This is a genomic window from Paenibacillus taichungensis (assembly GCF_050994985.1).
GTDB classification, from domain to species: Bacteria; Bacillota; Bacilli; order Paenibacillales; family Paenibacillaceae; genus Paenibacillus; species Paenibacillus taichungensis.
In genome coordinates this window covers 97,902-118,559 of the sequence record NZ_CP194720.1, presented here as the reverse complement: position 1 = coordinate 118,559, position 20,658 = coordinate 97,902, and the positions used below count along the sequence as shown (strand labels likewise).

At 45.2% G+C, this 20,658-nt stretch carries 14 protein-coding genes; all 14 read right to left on the bottom strand.

Annotation, left to right across the window (positions count from 1 at the left end; all coding sequences use genetic code 11):
- Nucleotides 1-83: 83 nt before the first annotated feature.
- The 14 genes from cyoD to ACR1R9_RS00520 all read right to left on the bottom strand — a co-directional run bounded on the left by cyoD (nucleotide 84) and on the right by ACR1R9_RS00520 (nucleotide 20,596).
- Entirely contained in the window at nucleotides 84-413 is a 330-nt protein-coding gene (gene cyoD / locus ACR1R9_RS00585; protein WP_076291225.1) for a cytochrome o ubiquinol oxidase subunit IV, read from the bottom strand.
- Nucleotides 414-1,034 carry a cytochrome o ubiquinol oxidase subunit III gene (gene cyoC / locus ACR1R9_RS00580; RefSeq protein ID WP_064640614.1) on the bottom strand — a complete coding sequence of 207 codons (621 nt, stop codon included), beginning with the start codon at nucleotides 1,032-1,034 and terminating at the stop codon, nucleotides 414-416.
- On the bottom strand, nucleotides 1,035-3,005 hold the full coding sequence (locus ACR1R9_RS00575) for a cbb3-type cytochrome c oxidase subunit I (protein WP_076291224.1): 1,971 nt from the start codon (nucleotides 3,003-3,005) through the stop codon (nucleotides 1,035-1,037).
- A gap of 21 nt (nucleotides 3,006-3,026) precedes the next feature.
- Nucleotides 3,027-3,980 (bottom strand): ubiquinol oxidase subunit II, encoded by a 954-nt coding sequence (cyoA, locus tag ACR1R9_RS00570; protein WP_175381688.1) that lies wholly within the window; start codon nucleotides 3,978-3,980, stop codon nucleotides 3,027-3,029.
- A gap of 317 nt (nucleotides 3,981-4,297) precedes the next feature.
- Complete coding sequence (locus tag ACR1R9_RS00565) at nucleotides 4,298-4,561, bottom strand: hypothetical protein (RefSeq protein WP_076291222.1); 264 nt, start codon at nucleotides 4,559-4,561, stop codon at nucleotides 4,298-4,300.
- Between the two features lie 400 nt (nucleotides 4,562-4,961).
- Nucleotides 4,962-6,308, bottom strand: coding sequence for a GH1 family beta-glucosidase (locus tag ACR1R9_RS00560; RefSeq protein ID WP_076291221.1), 1,347 nt, complete (start codon nucleotides 6,306-6,308; stop codon nucleotides 4,962-4,964).
- A gap of 3 nt (nucleotides 6,309-6,311) precedes the next feature.
- Nucleotides 6,312-8,705 (bottom strand): glycoside hydrolase family 95 protein, encoded by a 2,394-nt coding sequence (locus ACR1R9_RS00555; RefSeq protein WP_433921927.1) that lies wholly within the window; start codon nucleotides 8,703-8,705, stop codon nucleotides 6,312-6,314.
- 266 nt (nucleotides 8,706-8,971) lie between these two features.
- Nucleotides 8,972-10,669 carry an ABC transporter substrate-binding protein gene (locus ACR1R9_RS00550; protein ID WP_409347652.1) on the bottom strand — a complete coding sequence of 566 codons (1,698 nt, stop codon included), beginning with the start codon at nucleotides 10,667-10,669 and terminating at the stop codon, nucleotides 8,972-8,974.
- A gap of 320 nt (nucleotides 10,670-10,989) precedes the next feature.
- Nucleotides 10,990-12,693, bottom strand: coding sequence for an ABC transporter substrate-binding protein (locus ACR1R9_RS00545; RefSeq protein WP_076291219.1), 1,704 nt, complete (start codon nucleotides 12,691-12,693; stop codon nucleotides 10,990-10,992).
- 380 nt (nucleotides 12,694-13,073) lie between these two features.
- A complete protein-coding gene (locus tag ACR1R9_RS00540; protein WP_099858550.1) occupies nucleotides 13,074-14,762 on the bottom strand; it encodes an ABC transporter substrate-binding protein in 1,689 nt (562 codons plus the stop codon).
- A 186-nt stretch (nucleotides 14,763-14,948) separates the two neighbouring features.
- Nucleotides 14,949-15,851: a carbohydrate ABC transporter permease gene (locus ACR1R9_RS00535; RefSeq protein WP_076291217.1), complete on the bottom strand. Its 903-nt coding sequence runs from the start codon at nucleotides 15,849-15,851 to the stop codon at nucleotides 14,949-14,951.
- A gap of 15 nt (nucleotides 15,852-15,866) precedes the next feature.
- Nucleotides 15,867-16,850, bottom strand: a complete 984-nt coding sequence (locus ACR1R9_RS00530; protein ID WP_076291216.1) for an ABC transporter permease — start codon at nucleotides 16,848-16,850, stop codon at nucleotides 15,867-15,869.
- Between the two features lie 358 nt (nucleotides 16,851-17,208).
- Nucleotides 17,209-18,813 (bottom strand): response regulator transcription factor, encoded by a 1,605-nt coding sequence (locus ACR1R9_RS00525; protein WP_175381690.1) that lies wholly within the window; start codon nucleotides 18,811-18,813, stop codon nucleotides 17,209-17,211.
- Nucleotides 18,806-20,596, bottom strand: a complete 1,791-nt coding sequence (locus tag ACR1R9_RS00520; RefSeq protein ID WP_076291214.1) for a sensor histidine kinase — start codon at nucleotides 20,594-20,596, stop codon at nucleotides 18,806-18,808. The genes ACR1R9_RS00525 and ACR1R9_RS00520 overlap by 8 nt, the downstream gene beginning before the upstream one ends.
- Between the last annotated feature and the right edge of the window lie 62 nt (nucleotides 20,597-20,658).

Here is a 20,658-nt window from a genome sequence, read left to right as displayed (position 1 = left end):
ATTGCGTGCAATCAAATAGGGTAAAAAAAAATCTCCCGACTTTTGAATAAAGTCGGGAGATCCCTTAAGCTATTGCCTAAAACTTAATGTGCAACTGTATTGTTCAACATGATCCAGATGGAACCAATAACGATGGTCAACATGATCAACAGACCAAAGATCAAAGCCATTACATTCCAACGTGGCTTCTCCGATTCACGGATATGCATGAAGAAGAAGAGTTGAACCACAAACTGAAGTCCTGCTGTTACCAGAACGACACTCAGCGCTGCTGTTCTGCCCATCATGTCATTCAGAACCACTACCAAAGGGATAATGGTCAGGACAACGGACAGAATGAAGCCGATGACATAGGACTTGAGTGAACCATGCTGTTCGTGGCCATGGGACTCATGTGAGTTATGCTCTGCCATCTACATCACCCCCATCAGATAGACGATCGACAGGAGGAAAATCCAGACGACGTCCAAGAAGTGCCAGTACAAGCTGATTACGTTGATTTTACCGCGAGTTACATCGGTAATTCCACGTTTTTTCAGTTGCAGCATCAATCCGATCATCCAGATCAGACCGAGCGATACGTGAAGTCCGTGAGTACCCACAAGGGTGAAGAATGCACCAGAAGCTGCACTCGTTGTATAACTGAACCCTTCGTGAATCAGCTCAATAAACTCCGTTACTTCCAGGGCGATAAAGCTCGCACCCAGAACAGCTGTAACTGCCAGCCAGCTGATCAATTGCTTCACCTTGCCCTGATTCATGGCAAGAACTGCAAGTCCACTTGTGAATGAACTTGTGAGCAAAATAAATGTTTCGGCAATAACGCCAGGCATTTTGATCAATTCAGACAACACTGGTCCGCCCGCCGTATTGTCACGCAACACAATAAAGGTTGCGAACAATACGGAGAACAGGATCACGTCGGAAATCAGGAAGAACCAGAATCCGAGTATTTTCAATTCTTGCGGGTCATGGTGACCATGGTCATGATCATGTGCATGGTCATGACCGTGCTTCGCGGCTGCTTGAGCCATTTATACCGACCCCCTTAACGACGCTTCGGTACGCTTAATTTCGTCAACCGGAATATAATAATCCGTATCGTATGAGAATGAACGAGCGATCATGCAAATTCCTACGCCAGCGAGTCCAAGAATCGCCATCCACAGCCATCCGAATACAAAGCCGAAACCGGCGATGAACCAGAATATAGACATGATGAACGGAATCGCGGAATTCTTAGGCATATGAATCGGCTCAAGCGGCTGTTCAGGTGGATAAATTCCTTTGGCACGACGTTCTTTCTCTTCCCACCACTCATCAATATCATCTCCGCGCGGTGTAATGGCGAAGTTATATTCAGGAGCAGGTGAAGGAATCGACCACTCGAGCGTACGACCACCCCAAGGGTCGCCAGAAGCTTTGAGTGTTTTGTATTTCCGAATACCGTCTGCGATTTGTGCAACCTGGAACAAGAATCCGACACCCATCAGGAATGCCCCGATTGTGGATACAAAGTTCAGTTCCCACCAGCCAGTATCCCAGCCATAGGTGCTCAGACGACGTGTCATACCCATCAAACCGACAGCGTACTGCGGCATGAAGCAGACATAGAAACCGATATTCCAAGTCCAGAAAGCCCATTTACCCAGTTTTTCAGGTAGTTGGAATCCAAACATTTTAGGCCACCAGTAGTACAGACCTGCAAAGTATCCGAATACTACACCACCGATCAATACTTGGTGGAAGTGGGCAATCAGGAAGTAACTGTTGTGGAACTGGAAGTCAGCAGGTGCAACGGACAACATAACCCCCGTCATCCCCCCGACGATAAAGCATGGTATAAATGCTATTGTCCATAGCATCGGGGTATCCATGCGTATCCTTCCTCGGAACATGGTAAACAGCCAGTTAAATATCTTAACCCCTGTTGGTATGGCAATCAACATCGTGGTAACGGCGAAGAATGCATTGACATCTGCTCCCGAGCCCATCGTGAAGAAGTGATGCGCCCATGTAAAGAAGGACAGGAAGCTAATGATCAGCATCGCAAATACCATTGATTTGTAACCAAACAATTTTTTCTTCGAGAATGTACTTACAACCTCGGAGAACACGCCGAATGCCGGCAAGACAACGATATATACCTCAGGGTGACCCCACATCCAGATCAAGTTGATATACATCATCGGATTACCGCCCAGATCAAGTGTGAAGAAATGCGCCCCCGCAAACCTGTCGAGGAAGAGCAATGCAAGTGTCACAGTCAAGATTGGGAATGCAAACAGAATGATAATACAAGTGGAGAATACCGACCATGTAAACATCGGCATTTTCATCCATTTCATGCCTGGCGCACGCATTTTAATGATGGTAACCAGGAAGTTGATACCGGTAGCCAGGGAACCGATACCCGAAATCTGAATACCCCATATATAGAAGTTTTGTCCCACCCCCGGGCTATGCGATAGCTCCGATAAAGGTGGATAACTGAGCCAGCCTGCGTCCGGTGAACCACCGATAACGAAGGACAGGTTGAACAGCATTGCTCCCAGGAAGAATAACCAGAAGCTTAGTGCATTAAGGAATGGGAACGCAACGTCCCTTGCCCCGATTTGAAGCGGTACAATAACATTAAATAAACCGAACATAAACGGCATCGCCATGAATAGGATCATGATGGTACCGTGAGTCGTAAAGACCTGATTATAATGCTCGGGATGTAAGAAATCCATGTTAGGCATAGCTAGCTGAAGACGCATCATCAGTGCATCCACACCACCACGGAAAAGCATGATTATGGAAGCAATAATATACATAATACCGATCTTTTTGTGATCGACGGTAGTTAACCAGTTACGCCAGAGCCAGCCCCATTTTTTGAAATAAGTCAGCACCGCTACGATGGTAATCATCGTAATTCCGATCGCCACGTCCGCACCATAAATCAGCGGATCACCGGTAACGAAAAACTCCGATGCAAACTCCTTAAGTCTCTCTAACATTGGGGGCCTCCTTTCGAATCTTTAGTTAGCACTCTTGTCCACGTCTTGCGTAGTAATCTCTTTGACACCTGAAGCTTCACCATGCTTGCTGTGAGCACTTTGACCGTCAATAACATACTTGGTCACGATGTCTTGGAACAGTCCTTCAGGGAAGGAAGAATAATAAGCTACATTGCTTGTTCCCGGTTCCGCCAGTGTTTTATACGTTTCTTGCGTCAGCGGTTGGGATTGTTGTTTCACTTCAGTCACCCATTTATTGAAGTCTTCCTCCGATGTGGCATTGACGTCAAAACGCATTTGGGCGAAGTGTTCTCCGGTAAAGTTGGCACCTGAACCCCAATATTGACCTTCATGATCAGCTTGCAAGTACAAGGTCATCGCCATACCCGACATTGTATAAATCTGTCCACCAAGCTGCGGAATCCAGAACGAGTTCATCGGTGAATCCGCGGTGAGCTCAAATTTTACGGGCCGGTCTGCCGGGATATTCAACGTGTTGACCGTTGCAATACCTTGCTCCGGATACATAAACAGCCATTTCCAGTCCAGTGAAGATACTTGAATGGTCACCGGTGCTTTCTCGGAAGCCAATGGCTTCGAAGGTTCCAGATCATAGGTGTAGCGAATGGTTACAACCGCCAACAACCCAATAATAATGATCGGAATGGTCCACCAGATAGCCTCCGCTTTAGTGCTATGAGACCAGTTAGGCTCATAAGCAGATTTATTGTCCGGTTTGTCGCGGTAACGCCATACAATTACAGCAGACAAAATCAATACAGGCACAATAACGACTGCACACAGAATTGTCGAAATGACAATCAAATCTCTCTGCGAAGCGCCAATAGGCCCTTTCGGATCCAGAACAACGTACTGCCCGCCTGCCAGCATTGGCCAGACAATCAATGCAATTGTAACCAACGTCAGGACAACCGGAATGATTATCCGAATTAGCGACCTAGGTTTCTTGTTCATCTTGATCCCCTCTCCTTAAATTCGCTCATACTGAAAAAACAGTATACTACTCTCTTCCTTCTAAAGATATCAGAAATGAGCAACTTTTTTGTTCATGTTAACAAATTTGTCGATTTTGCACCTTAAATGTGTGAATTTTTTCTCACAAATCGCTTGCACACTTGATATTTCCTCATTGTAATCTTTACACTTCAAGTCACAAAATAAAACCCTTTGCAGTCCCGTTGAACAGTATCAACGAATCCGCAAAGGGCTTTATTGACTGGGATTCCGGGAGCTCATCCAGTCTTATTATGAACGAAACAACGCTAGATTATTTAATCGGCGCCTTCGTCTTCCCGGCGTGTATGAACAAGTCCAATCGATTTGGCAATTACGTAAATAAATACACTACCCACCAAGAAACCGATACCCACCATTAATCCGAGGTTACGATCATTAAAATCATTCAGGTTAATCAGGCACATGATTACTCCCGTAATGAGGGCAACCCAAGCCAAAACTGTCATCGTTAACACTGCACGCCGCATATTTTTATCTTTGCGCTCCAATTGGCTTACCATTGCTGTCTTCGATGCCATAGTAAACACTTCCTTTTCCCTTTTTGTAAGTGCTTTCCTTATACCAATATACCACATCAGTATGATTTTTAGTCAACAAATGTTCAAATTTCTTTCGCAATTTGGACACTTTATTTGTGTTTTAACTGTTGACAAGGACCAGATCACTTCTTCTTACTTCTTATAACCCAAAAACGCTCTTCTCATAACATGAAACACCCCAGACCTTATGAAACCTTCATGAACATGTGCTCTCTTCACTGAAATTAAATAACAAAAAAAGACGGTGCATCGGATTTCCGATGTACCGCCTTCTATCTAATTAAACACGTTTGTCCCTGCATTTAACAATTGAACTAACGTTAAATCACTTATTTAAAGATAAGTTCACAACGTTACTTCCTCAACATTGAAGAGCAGCCTAAATTCGTGTTTCCACCCAATTATTTTTGATCACATTCTGATACCAATAGAAACTTTCTTTAGGTGTTCTAACCAGCGAACGGTAATCCACATGCACAAGACCAAAGCGCATACGGTATCCTTCCGCCCACTCAAAGTTATCCATCAAAGACCAAGCCATGTACCCTTTCAGATTAATGCCGTCATTGATAATCCGATGAATTTGGGCCAAATGCTGCTCATAGTATGCAATCCGGCGATCATCATTGATTTTACCGTTTTCCAAATCATCATTGATGCAAGCTCCATTTTCTGTGATGTAGACATCCACATTTCCGTACTTTTGCAAATAGTGCATGAACTCATACAGTCCGCGTGATTCCACAGGCCAGCCAATATCGGTCTTGGTAAGTCCCATATCCACCTCTTCGGATTGCAATGCACCCGCCTCTGGATTGAAACGATTGATTCCCATGGTGTAATAGTTAATGCCCAACAGATCAATGGGTTGCGAGATGATTTCCATATCGCCTTCTTGAATTGGGACGGTAGCTCCAGCTTCTGCGAACCAGTCCACCATAAATTGTGGATACGATCCTTTGTAGATCGGGTCTAGGAACCAATCGGTATTCAGTGCAATGGAACGGTCGCAGGCTGCCTGATCTTCTGGAGATTTGCTGTAAGGCTCAGCCCAGCATACATTGGGTGCAATACCAATCTGTCCTGTTGTGCCTAAGCGACGGAACGATTGAACGGCTTTACCGTGAGCAACGAGCAATCCATGAGCAACATTAATGGATGTTTGCAGGTCCTTATTTCCTGGCGCATGAATGCCAAGCAGGTTGGACAAAAACGCAATACACCATGGTTCATTGAAAGTCAGCCAGAAATTAATTTTTCCAGAAAACTCCTTGAAGATAACTTCAGCATATTTTACAAATGCATCCACCGTCCTGCGATTGCCCCAACCTCCGATATCCTCAAGTGTCTGAGGCAGGTCCCAATGATACAGTGTACAGAAAGGTTCGATTCCTGCTTCAAGCAGCTTATCCACGAATCGATGATAGAAATCCAATCCTTCCCGATTGATCTCGCCATCTCCATCAGGAATAATACGCGGCCAGGCGATGGAGAATCGGTAGGTGTTGATCCCAAGCTTTTTCATCAGCTCGATGTCTTCCTCGTAACGGTGGTAACTGTCACAAGCCACATCACCATTGTCTCCATTAAAAACTTTGCCGGGCGTACGGGCAAACGTATCCCAGATCGATACCCCGCGTCCACCTTCCTGCGCTGCCCCTTCTATTTGATAAGAAGCTGTTGCTGTTCCCCAGCGGAAATCTTGTGGGAATTGAAAAATTGTCATCGCTTACTCCTCCGTCTCATATGACACGCGGATCATCTGTCCTGCGGTCACGGTTAAAATAACTACATAATCACCCTGAGGTGTAAGCTGCGCCTTGACCTGATCGTTTCCTTCCACACGCAGTGGGCATGCACTCCGAATGGTTATCGAACCAGTGTGATCAGCCTTAATTTCGGCACTTGAGAGTCTGCCCTCTGTCCACTCGATTGCCACCGTGTATCCACCACGTGCCCGAAGTCCCTTCACACTGCCACTCGCCCAATGCACAGGCAGCGCTGGCAGCAGATGTAATTCACCCAAGTGGCTTTGCAACAGCATCTCGGCAATACCGGCAGTGCCACCAAAGTTGCCATCGATCTGGAACGGCGGATGATCATCGAACAGATTAGGATGCGTGGATCGAGCCAGCAGCGTACGGACAAACTGATGTGCAAGCTTGCTATCCAGCAGCCTCGCATACAGATTGATCAACCAGGCACAGCTCCAACCTGTATGCCCGCCACCTTGTGAGATACGACGTTCAAGTGACACTCGTGCTGCTTCCACCAGTTCCGGCGTATCCAGTCGATTGATCTGCTCCCCCGGATATAGACCATACAGATGGGAGACGTGACGATGCCCCGGTTCGGATTCAGCAAAATCCTTAAACCATTCCTGCAGTTGCCCCTCGCTTCCGATCTGGAATGGATAGAGCTTGCTACGTGCCTCGCTCCACTCGTTCGCCAGTTGCTGATCCACATCCAGTTGTTTGGTTGCCTCAATGCATCGATCGAACAACTCACGAATCAATGTCATGTCCATCGTCGAAGCCATGGAGATGCTGCGAGCCTCTCCTTCCTCAGTAAGGAACTTGTTCTCCGGAGAGGTTGATGGAGCGGTAACCAGATATCCGTCTGGCCCCTCTACCAGCCAGTCCAGACAGAAGAGTGCCGCTTCCTTCATGATTGGATACGCGCGTTCCGCGAGAAACTGCTGATCACGAGTAAACAGATAATGCTCCCATAGATGTGAAGTCAACCACACGCCACCCATTGGCCAGAACGCCCAACTTGCGTCTCCGCCTGTAGGCGTGGATGTTCTCCAAATATCCACATTATGATGGGCTGTCCAGCCGCGTGCTCCGTACAAAATGCGCGCCGTCCTTCTTCCGGTATCGCTTAAATCCTCCAACAAACCAAACAGTGGCTCATGGCATTCGCTCAGATTGCATACTTCTGCCGGCCAGTAATTCATCTCCGTATTGATATTAATCGTGTAATCACTGTGCCAAGGCGGCTCCACCTGATGGTTCCAGATTCCCTGCAGATTCGCTGGCTGGCTTCCTTCACGTGAACTACCCATTAACAGATATCTGCCATACTGAAAATAGAGTGCCTCCAGGCCGGGATCATCGGCTCCAGCCTGGTAAGCTTGCAGTCGCTCATCTGTAGGTAATTCTTCGTTGGCTGATGCGCCAAGATCAATTGAAACTCTTGAAAATAAAGTTCCATGATCCATTACATGTCGCTCTCGCAGAACCTTTATGCCATGAGCCATCGCTTTAGTGATTACCTCACTGCACTCCTGATCTAGAAGCATACTATCCTTAACAGGCGTCACATCATAGCCCTCAAAAGCAGTCGCCGCTGCCAGATAAAAAACAACCTGGTCCGCTCCCTCAATATGAAGTTTCCCTTCCATAACCGATATTTCGAAATTTTTTCCCGTCGCAGTTGCGGCCAATTGCACAGCATAAGCCGTTCCCCGATCTTCTTCGTAGATGACAGACTCCGGATGATCCCTGAAATAATTCGATTCAACATGACTCGGACAGCGACTGAACAAAGTAAGTGCATCGCCCGAAGCCTGAACATGATATGGATGTGGACTGTCCAACGTAACACTTACGTTTACAGATCCCTCACGATCAGCAGTGATGGTACAGATCATGAGATCATCTGGCGCACTGGCATATACTTCACGTACATAATGAATGCCTTTATATGAATACTTCGTTGTTGTAATGCCGGTGTGGAGATTCAGCTCCCGCTCAAACTCATCGTACGTATTCCCATCCAGTTCATCGTGCTGCAACTTAAAGTGGCCCATCGGCTGATAAGCTTCCACATCACGTCCCAGCATTTCGCGGTTCAGCAATTGTTCAGCTTCGCTATATTGCCCGGACATAATCAGTTCACGGGTCTGCTTCAGATACCGCTGACTGCTGTACTGAATGGTGTCGCGCGGAAATCCGGACCACAATGTATCTTCATTTAGCTGGATTTGTTCATCCGCTGCTCCACCGTACACCATACCGCCAAGGCGACCATTACCGATAGGCAACGCCTCTTCCCAGCGAGTAGCGGGCTGACGGTACCACAGACGATTTTCTTTTGTTCTCTCATTAAATGGGGACATAGATAACTCCTGTTCATGAATCAGCTATTTTTCAATCATTACTAAAACGTTTTCGATATAACTAAATAATCACTATAAATGCTGTTTTACTTGTTCCTAACCCGCTTACCTATAAGGCTAAATCTTCGTTTATCTGAAAGTGCTTACAGTAAGCAAATTATATTTGATTTCGAAAATCGCGTCAATGTTAAACATCACATAGCAGCAAAAAAAGACCCTATCTCAGGGTCTTTTTTGTATCTCCGCCTATTCAATTAAAAAATAAGTTATTTTACGTCTTTACCTGTCCACAGGGAAACACGATCTTTAACCCAAACGGTATACTGTTTCTCCATTTCAACTGCGCCGGCTTTGTCCAACTCAGCGAGGAAATCATCATATACTTTATCAAAGTTCGCAGTTGTTGTCAGAACAGCTTCAGGAATACGTTTGCGCACGATATCCTGTGTTTTTCGGAAAGTTACCTCATAATCTGTACCTGAAGGTACAGGCATGTTGTATGCTGCGCCCCAATCTTTCAGTTGCAACTCATCTTCAGAAGGATAGAATTCTTTCCATGTTGTAATACCATAGGCTTTCAACGTTTCTTTCTCTGCAGCCGTATAACCAGCCTGGATCTGCTCAGGGAAGTTCGTTGTGTAATAGTTATCCGTGGAATCTTTCACACCATCACCGTATCTAGCACTAAACACGCTGTACATCCCGATTCCTGTTTCTTTGGTGAAGTTGGAGTTGTCATTGGTTTTACGATCCTGGATATCTTGAGGAATCACCCGTTGACCATCTTCTACATTGTAGTGTTGGCCTTCAATACCCCAGTTTCTTAACACTTGACCTTCGTCCGAAGCGAGCCAGTCCATGAATTTGATAATGCGAACCGGATCTTTGGCAGAAGTTGTGATTCCGATACCATATCCGTCAAATCCAGTTGGTTGGAATGTATGGTCCACAATGTCCTTGTTCAAAGATACAGAGAAGTGAGCATATGTGCTGTCATCTTTGCCCGCTGATTTGAGTGCATTTTCAGCTTCTTGGTAGTTCCACTCTTGGTCAATCAGACCGAGTACACGGCCACTTGCAATTTTGGATTTATATTGGTCATCCTTCTGCACAAATGTATCTTTGTCCAGCAGTCCTTCATTGTACATATGATTCAACCAGCGGAAATATTCTTTTTCCTCTGGACGTTTGTAATGGAGCGTGGCTTCATAAGTCTCAGGATCGATGTAATATTCTCCATCATCCGGTGCTCCTGTTGCCTGGAATGCCGGGTTCGTTACCGTAATCATAATCTTCCAATCATCTGCATTCAGCGTCAATGGAATAGTCGGCTGTCCATCAATTGTTGGGTGTTTTTTCACATATTCTTTCAATACATTCTCGTAATCCTCAAGTGTTTTCACTTCAGGGTATCCGAGCTCTTTCAGTACTTTTTGCTGAATTTCAAATCCGCCTGTTGCGTCAAACGCAACATTATCAACACCCATATTTGTTGGGATTGTATAAATGGCCTGATCCTCCGAACTGTATTTCAGCCGGTTCATCTGGTCCCCATATATTTTTTTCAGGTTTGGAGCATGCTCCTCAATCAGATCGGTCAGGTCTAGCATCGCGCCTGCATCCACAAGTTTAGACAAGTTACCTTTTGGAAAAACAATATCAGGGTACTCACCACTAGCAGCCATAAGCGCAATTTTTTGATCGCCACCATTGTTCACATCATACTCAGCCTCAATTGTAACGCCTGTTTGCTTGGTAATCTCTTTACCGACTGCATCCTGCATTTTGTTCCAGGTTGGACTGGCGTCCGCACCAAAGAATGTAATGGTAACCGGTTCGGTTCCACTGGACTCGGAGGTTTCTTTGCTTCCCGAATTTCCGCAGCCAGCTGTAACCAGCATTGCACTTGCGAGCATCAACATTGCAAACGTCTTGGGTGTATTACCTTTCATTTTGCCTCTCATTGTCTAGTCCCCCTATTATTTATGAAGGTTTTATCTGTATAACAGGCTTTAAGCCTGAGGATACCGCTCGTAAGACACATTTCTGTATGCGCTTACTAAAAATTTAATTTTGTACTCTTTTTTTCTCAAAACCTAAACTCTTTAAAACTCTCTTCAAAATACGTAAAACGTTTTCGTAAAATAATTTAAAACGCTTACTGAAAGTGCTTACATTAACGATTATATGCTATCCTATCCCTTTCGTCAACAACAAAAAAGGCCCCTTTCAAGGGACCTTTTTGGCTATGAAAATGATCATAAATTATGTCTTGTTTTCACTATTATTTCACGTCTTTACCTGTCCACAGAGCTACGCGTTCTTTGATCCAAACGGTGTATTGTTTCTCCATCTCTACCGCACCAGCTTTATCTAGCTCAGCAAGGAGATCATCATACACTTTATCGAAGTTCTCAGGTTTGGCAAGGATCGCTTCAGGAATACGTTTGCGGACAATATCCTGTGTTTTCTGGAACGCTACGTTATAATCTGTATCTGAAGGTACTGGCATATTATATGCTGCGCCCCAATCTTTCAACTTCAGATCATCTTCAGAAGGATAGAAATCTTTCCACGTTGTAATGCCATAGGCTTTCAATGTTTCCTTCTCTGCGGCAGTATAACCTGCTTGAATCTGTTCAGGGAAGTTCGTTGTGTAGTAGTTACCTGTGGAATCTTTGACACCATCGCCGTATCTAGCACTGAAGATGTTGTACATTCCGATACCTGTTTCTTTGGTGAACGCCGAGTTGTCATTGACTTTGCGATCCTGCACATCAGCAGGGATGACACGGTTGCCATTTTCAACATTGTAGTGTTGGCCTTCAATACCCCAGTTTCTCAGCACCTGACCTTCATCCGAGGCGAGCCAATCCATGAATTTGATAATACGTACAGGGTCTTTCGCAGTTGTGGAAATACCGATGCCGTATCCATCAAATCCGGTTGGTTGGAATGTATGGTCCACAATATCCTTGTTGAGGGATACAGAGAAGTGAGCGTACGTATTCTCGCCATTGTTCACTGATTTCAATGCATTCTCAGCTTCGCCATAGTTCCATTCCTGGTCAATCAGTCCCAGTACCCGACCGCTTGCGATTTTGGATTTATATTGGTCATCCTTCTGCACAAATGTATCTTTGTCCAGGATGCCTTCATTGTACATTTTGTTCAACCAGCGGAAGTATTCTTTTTCCTCTGGACGTTTATAGTGCAGCACCGCTTCATACGTTTCAGGGTTAATGTAATATTCACCGTCATCCGGTCCACCGGTTGCCTGGAAGGCTGGATTCGTTACAGTAATCATAATTTTCCAGTCATCTGCATTCAGAGTCAGCGGAATGGTCGGCTGTCCGTCAATAGTTGGATGTTTAGCATAGTATTCTTTCAGTACTTTCTCATAATCCTCAAGCGTTTTTACTTCTGGGTAGCCAAGTTCTTTCAATACCTTTTGCTGAATCTCAAATCCGCCTGTAGCGTCAAACGCAACATTATCTACACCCATGTTCGTTGGGATTGTGTAAATGGACTGATCTTCCAAACTGTATTTCAGACGGTTCATCTGGTCCCCATAGATTTTCTTCAGGTTTGGTGCATATTGATCAATCAGATCGGTCAGGTCAAGCATCGCGCCTGCATCCACAAGCTTAGACAAGTTACCTTTAGGATAGATAATATCAGGGTAATCACCGCTGGCAGCCATCAAAGGTATCTTCTGGTCGCCACCATTATTCACATCATACTCCGCTTCAATTGTAACACCTGTTTGTTTCGTAATTTCTTGGCCGACTGCGTCCTTCATATTGTTCCAGTTTGGACTTGCGTCAGCACCAAAGAACGTAAAGGTGATTGGACTGGTCGTATCACCAGTGTCCGTTGGTGTCTCAGAAGCCGTAGTTCCTCCTCCGCTACCACTGCATCCTGCTGTAATGGCAAGAGCGCTGGCTAACAGAAGCATTGCGAATGTTTTTGGTGTTTTGCCCTTCATGTGTAATCCCCCTTATGGATAAAATGAAGCTATCTATTGTAGAACAGGCTGACCTGCACATACCGTAATCGGGTGATTCTGATTGTAAAACGTTTGATTTTATAACATAAAAAGCGTTTTCTAAATGAAGTGAAAAAGACTCACTCTATCCAGTAATTTGAGGACCAATCCTTACTTCTTTTGACTGAAAAGATTCGTGTACATGCCTTGATAAATCAGTAATGAAAGTGCTTTCATATTTGAATAATAATCCCTCTAAAAGTCCTTGTCAATAGCGAATTTACAAAATTGAAAACGTTTTTTAGAAAACGTTTTAGGTATAAAAAAGAACCCAGTTTCCTGGGCCCTTTTTTTCGAAAAAACTATTCTGCTAAAACGTATTACTTGCTCTCTTCACCGCTCCACAATTGAACACGGCTTTGCACCAGCTCGGTGTATTGTTTTTCCATGTCCTCTGCTCCTGCTTTGTTAAGTTCAGCAATCATACCGTCATAGATGGCATCAAATTGCTCTGGTGAACTGAGGATTGCTTCTGGGATCCGTTTACGGATAATATCCTGTGTTTTTTGGAAAATAACGTTGTAATTCGAGTCACCTGGAGTCGGCATATTGTACGCTGCTCCCCATGGTTTAACCGGGAACTCATCTTCACTTGGGAACAGATCTTTCCACGTTGTTGCGCCGTATGCTTTGAGTGTCTCTTTCTCCGCATCGGAATAGGCCGCTACAATCTGCTCAGGGAAATTCGTTGTGTAATAGTTATCGGTGGAATCTTTAACGCCATCTCCATAGTGACCAGACATATTGGTATAGAGGCCAATACCTGTTTCTTTCTGGAATACGGCAGCATTATTCGTTTTTTGGTCCTGAATATCCGCCGGAATAACACGTTTACCATCTTTCACTTCGTACTGCTTACCTTCAATCCCCCAGTTCATCAGCACTTGGCCTTCCTCAGAAGCTAGGTAATCAAAGAATTTAATTGTACGAACCGGGTCTGGATTCGATGTTGTAATCCCTACACCCCATCCAGATACAAAACCAGGGTCCTGGAAGGAATGATCCTTGATATCTTTAGACAGAGTTACCGGGAAGTGTGAATATGTCGCTTCATCTTTACCCGCTGCTTTCAATGCGTTCTCCGCATCGGAATAACCCCAATCTTGGTCAATGACACCTAGTACACGTCCACTTGCAATTTTGGATTTGTATTGATCCGTTTTCTGTACGAAGCTGTCCTGATCGAGCAGTCCTTCTGCGTACATATGGTTCAACCAACGGAAATACTCTTTCTCTTCTGGACGTTTGTAATGCAGACTTGCCTCATATGTCTCAGGATCAATATAGTACTCGCCGTCATCCGGAGCCCCTGTTGCCTGGAAGCCCGGATTCGTTACCGTAATCATGATTCTCCAGTCATCTGCGTCCAGGGATAACGGAATCGTTGGTTGACCGTCAATTGTTGGATGTTTCTCTTTGTATGCTTTCAGTACATTCTCATAATCCTGGAGTGTACGAACTTCAGGGTATCCCAGCTCTTTCAACACACGCTGCTGAATCCCAAATCCGCCACCTGCATCAAAATACTTCTGGTCTACCGCATAATACGTAGGCAGCACATAAATCCCTTGATCTTCGTTGCTATATTTCAGCCGGTCCATGTAATTACCATACAGCTTCTTCAAATTGGGAGCATATTGCTCGATCAGATCAGTCAGATCGACCATTGCCCCAGCATCCACGAGCTTGCTTAGCTCTCCTTTGGGTGACACGATATCGGGATAGTCTCCGCTCGCTGCCATTAAGGATACTTTATCCTGACCACCACTGACGGCAAACTCACCGTTAAGGGTTACTCCTGTTTTCTCTGTAAGGACCTTCCCTACTTCATCCTTCATACCGTTCCAGTTCGGACTAGGATCGACGCTAAAAAAGTCAAAAGTAATCGGAGACGTATCACCGCTAGTGTCCTTAAACGACGTTTCGCCGCTGTTTCCTCCACCGCAACCTGCGAGCAAAGACATCGCAAGCACTGGAGCCAGTGCAATCTTCATTTTGTTTCTTGCCATGATGGTAATCCTCCCGTTTCATATGTCTGTCTATCCGGGACTTTTTTGTCCCTGTCTATAGCTTCATGAATGCCACTCCGCAGCCCTATACGGTGAAGCGCAGGCCAAATGGCTGCGCTTCGGGCATTCTGATGCTTCTTTTATTATACGGCCACTCTATCTATGTGGCGGCCTGTATACACTTGCTTAAGCTTTTACTGCACCCAGTGTCATACCACCTACAAAATACTTTTGCAGGAATGGATACACAATCAGGATTGGAACCGTAACAACGATCGTGATCGCCATTTTGATGGATTCCGGTGAAATCTGTGTCATCTGCTGAGCCATATCATTGGCGTTACGTCCGGCACCTGAGCCTTGCTGTGTACTTTGCAGTACTTTCATCAGCTCGTACTGGAGCGTGGTCAGATGCGCCTTCGAACCATTATACAGGTACGTATCGAACCAAGCATTCCACTGGCCTACAGCCAAGAACAACGCGATGGTTGCAAGAACCGGTTTACAGAGCGGCAAAATGATTTTGTAGTAGATCTTAAAGTCATTCGCGCCATCCAGCTTCGCAGATTCCTGCAAGGCATACGGCAAGCCGTCAATGAAGGAACGGATAATGAACACGTTAAACGCACTGATCATACCTGGCAATACATATACCCAGAACGTACCGATCAGGTTCAGGTCACGCATCAGGATGTACACCGGAATCAGACCACCGGAGAAATACATCGTGAGTGCAAGTGCAGTGGAAACAAACTTTCTCAACTTAAAGTCAGGACGACTCAGTGTAAATGCGATCATTGAGGAACTGATCAAGCCGAGCAACGTACCTACAATGGTACGTAGAATGGATACCTGCAAACCTTGCAGCAATCCATCGTATTGGAAAATCGTTTTGTAGTTTTGCAATGTGAAATCACGTGGCCACAAGTAAATTCCACCACGTACGGTATCTGTCGAGTTATTAAGTGAGATAGCCAGTACGTTCAGGAATGGATACAGTGTTACAATCAGCACCAGGGTCATCGCGAGGATGTTGAATATATCGAACAGCTTATCGCCCCGAGTAGCATTGAATGCTTTGTTCGCCATAATGTCGTCCCCTCCCTACATGATGCTTTCTTTGGTGAATTTTTTGAACAATCCGTTCGCTGTAAACAGAAGGATGATACTGACAACGGAGTTGAATATGCCTATGGCTGTACCATACGAGAATCGTCCCATATTCAAACCATAATTGAGCGCGTATAGATCAAGCACTTCCGAGTAGTCTAGCACCAGACTGTTTTGCAGCAAAAATTGCTTCTCAAAACCGATACTGATCAAATGCCCGATAGACATGATGAACAGTACAGAGATTGTAGTCCGAATGCCTGGCAGCGTGATATGCCACATTTGTCTCCAACGGTTCGCCCCGTCTACACGGGAAGCTTCGTAAAGTTCTTGGTCAATGCCGGTAATGGCCGCCAGATAGATGATGGCATTCCAGCCGGTTTCCTTCCACATATCTGAAGCGGTTACAATGTACCAGAACAAGTTCCCCTTCGCCATGAACTGGATCGGCTGATCGATAATGTTTAGGTTTACCAAAATGTCATTGATAATCCCGCCATCGGTGGAGAGCATCTTGGTAATAATCCCTGCCACTACGACCCAGGATACAAAGTGAGGCAGATATGATACCGTTTGCACGGCGCGCTTGAAGAACATGCCTCTCATCTCATTCAAGAGAATCGCAAAGAAAATCGGCACGATAAAACCGACAACCAGTCCCATCAAGCTCATTGCAAGCGTATTTCGAAGTACCAGATAGAAGCGATCATCACTGAACAGCTCTACAAAGTGTTTAAAACCAACCCACTCTTGATCACCGAATGATCTAGCTGGTTTATAGTTTTGGAAAGCCATCGTCCATCCCCATAGTGGCAGATAGTTAAATACAAAAACCCAAGCTACGAATGGCAATGACATAAGATAGAGATACTTTTGCTGTTTCATGCTGTCCCAAATTCTATTCCGCCGTTTTTGTGTTGACGGATTGGGGTCACTGCTTTTTTTCGCGGAAGCGGATTTTTCTGTTAGCGTTTCCATCTCCGTTCCCCCTCCTCTGATTTATAAAATAATCATACCTGATAGAGCGTTTTCAAAATACCAGCTGGATTTTAGAGAAAATCATATAAAAATTAGATATACCCCTATAAAATCCGATATTATATCTATAAAATTAGTGATAATGACGCTGTCTATTATTTATTAATGAAATTAAAAGGGAAATTAATTTGAAAATGGTAATTATCGAAAACGTTTTATAGAAATCGTTTACTTTATGTAAAATCAAAAAGAAAAAGGACCTCCAGGGTCCTTTCAATAGACTATAAGTTCGAAAACGTTTTTACCTAATCAGGAGAAATCCCAAAGATAAAAGGCACTACTCCCCTCCAAACATGGGCTACTCCCGTTCCGGCTCTCCTGAAGAATCCTTCGACTGTGATCTCGCAAGCTCTCTTGCTTGTTTGTAAGCGGAGGGTGATTCCCCTACATACTTCTTGAATTTGCCGTGGAAGTAATCCACGTTGGCATACCCCACTCTCGCGGCAACCTGGTGCACCTTTAAGCCTTCATCGAGCAGTTCCTTTGCCTTCTCCATTCGAACCTTATCGAGAAATGCATTGAAATATTCCCCGGTATGATTTTTGAATAACTTGCCCAGATAACTGCTATTGTAGTTAAATACCTCTGCTAGAACCTCAAGCTTGAGATTTTCGCCCGGATTACGTCGGATAAATTCAATCATCTGTTTCAGTACTGTATCTTTGCTGCCTCCACCCATGCGTTGAATAAGCCGATTGAGGTGTTCAGCAGCCATCACTTTGAGATCCAGTAACGTTAATTGATGATAAACCTCCGTAATGAGAACGGAATGCTCTTGCATAAGGGATTGCATATGCTGATTGGTTGCTGCAAGTTTGTTAATCGCCAATGAAAAGACTTGGGAGAACGCCGTCTTAATCGCCTGTTCTGTCTGGTGATGTGGAATCAGTCGTTCCTCCATCTCCGTCAGCACACGCATCACGGACTCGCTACTTCGAATGTCGAGCGCATAATACAGCTTGTCCGCCAGCTCCGCTTCATCCGGTTCACCGCTTTCTTCCTCATTGACAACAATGGATGCAGAAGAAATCTTGCTCTTTTCGTCTTCGTTCCATAACATAATACGTTGTTCCGCGAACAGGAAACGTCCGCCCAATATGCTGTTGGCCTGATTATAGGAATGGGCGATGTCTGCTGTGGAGTCTACTGGTTGACCTGCTGCCGCGTACATGAGAATATTCCACTCTCCCAGCAGCCCTTCCAACTCATCATATAAACGCTGGGCAGATTGTACAGTCAAAATAGGCTCTTTACATAACAGTCCCAGTCCGGAATGGAACGAAAACACAATGCCCCGATCTTTCTGGTCAAAAGTTTCCGCCAGTCTGCGTTTCACCACACTACCACGCTGTAAATCAGGTTCGGCATGCATCTCCAGCAGCACGACCTGATACTGCGACCAGTTCAACCCTAGAGCATTTGCTTCCATCGTTTCTGTACCTTCCAGACTATCAAAAAGCAATGCTTCAATCTGATGCTCCCGGTAGACCGTATCCTCACCAGCATGGCGGGCCAGTGTCTCACGTTCCCGTGTCAGCATCACAGAGATCCGCTCCAGCTCACTGATAATCTCCTCTTCATCCACCGGCTTGAGCAGATATCCATCCACGCCAAAACTAATGGCTTTCTTGGCATAATCAAAATCGGCGTACCCACTCAGGATTAGAAAGTGCGAACCCGGATGGTGCTGCCGCACTTCCTCAATGACATCCAGTCCGGTCATGCCGGGCATGCGTATATCAATGATCGTTAGGTCCGGTTCCAACTCTTCGAAACGGGTAATAGCCTCACGCCCGCTCGCAGCTGTAGCAATTACCTGAAAGCCGTATTTTTCCCAATCAATGATCGTTGTCAGTCCTTCACGTATGCTCGGTTCATCATCTACTAATAACACTTTATACATGCTGGTCTCCTCCTGCTGGCAAGGTGAAAGAAACCTCTGTTCCTTTCCCGTATACACTTTTAATCTGCAACCCGTATGGCTCTCCATAGGTCAACGTTAAACGTTGATGTACGTTACGCATGCCAATCCGGCTCTTCTCCTGTTCTTCCGGTCCACAGATGAACTGCATCACTTCAGCCAGACGCTCCGGCGTAATGCCTGCTCCATCATCATCGACACACACCTGAACAACATCCTCCACCAAACGAATATTTATATTCACACGGACCGTACCCTCTTTATTTTCCAAACCATGCACAATCGCATTCTCAACCAGAGGCTGAATAATCAAAGGAGGGATGTATATCTTCTCTACCTCCGGATCGATATGGATCTGGAAAGCAAGACGGTCACCGTAACGGAATTTTTGAATTTCCAGATAAGAACGTACCATCTCCAGCTCGGCTCTGAACGTCGTTTTGCCGCTTCCAATCTCAAGGCTCTTGCGCATCAGTTTGCCTAGTAGCCTAACAATATTGGCAATCTCCGCCTCACCTTTGATATGGGCTTTCATGCGGATCGACTCCAGTGCATTAAACAAAAAATGAGGATTGATCTGGCTGGCCATCATTTTCAGTTTAATCTCTTTCTGCGCGATTTCCAATTGATTGTTCTGTTCCGTTGCCTCTACCACTTGAGTCATCAGTTCATTAATGCTCTTCACCATGTAATTGAACTGCCTGGACAGTTGCCCGATCTCATCATTTCCATCAATGCGGGAAGTAACGTTAAGATCGCCCAGCGCGAGCTTATTCAGGTGTTTGCTAAGGCGTAACAATCGGTTCGATGTGAGAAATGAAATGATATATACAAGCAACAATGCAATGACCAACACTAACGTAATAAAGAGCATACCGATCATGCTAATGGTATTCGCATCTTTGACAATATTTTTGGTGGCAAAAACGGAAATGATCTTCAGGCTATTCATGCTCGATCCAGGACTGATCTCATCAATGATAATGTTGGACGGCTCGCCCTGAAAATCAGCTTCAATTGTACCTTTGGCCTGGTTTTGCAGATCTACACCAAAATCTAGCTCGTCCAGCGTCTTGCCTACAAGCTCGGTATTTTTGGCAGCAACCACATAACCCTGTTCGTCCGTAATCAACGTCTCGAACGGTTCCTGACGTAACAATCCATTCAGCTCATCCTGATTGATTACAATCATCAGTACACCCTCGGTCCGATATTCGGCAAAAGGCACTTTACGTACCAGACTAAGCTTGTGCACCGGATTATCTCCCTTGTCAGGAATGTAGAACCAACCAATGCTCGTCGTTTGCAGTGCTTTCTGGTACCAGTAGCTCTCCTCGGTCTGCTTGTCCACCGGAATGAACTCCAGATTGTTGATCAGCGTCGGATTGGTCGAGTAAAACCGGATGCCCGCAACCTCACGGTACAGACGCTTGTATTCCTGAAAATCTTTGTATGCGAGGTACGCCGATGTCAGCTCCACAACGCTTTCGTACCGTTTGTTCACAATTTCCTTCAATTCATTGTTGAACATCAGAATGTTGGAAATATCTGTGGGTACACGCAGCAGTGTTGCGGTCTGACTCTTGACCTTCTCCACGTTGTTGATCGTCTGTCCTATTGCATTGTCCAGCGCTTGCTTACGAAAGTATCCGGTTACAGCAAGTCCAATAATCAGTACTGGAATCATGACGACAAGTACATAGGATATGAGCAATTTATGCTTTAATTTAAGATTGTTGGATGTTTGAATGAGCCTTCTAAACATATCTGCACCTTCCGTCGCTTATAAGCGCTTACATATAAAGGTCAGTACATATTGCGCCTGCC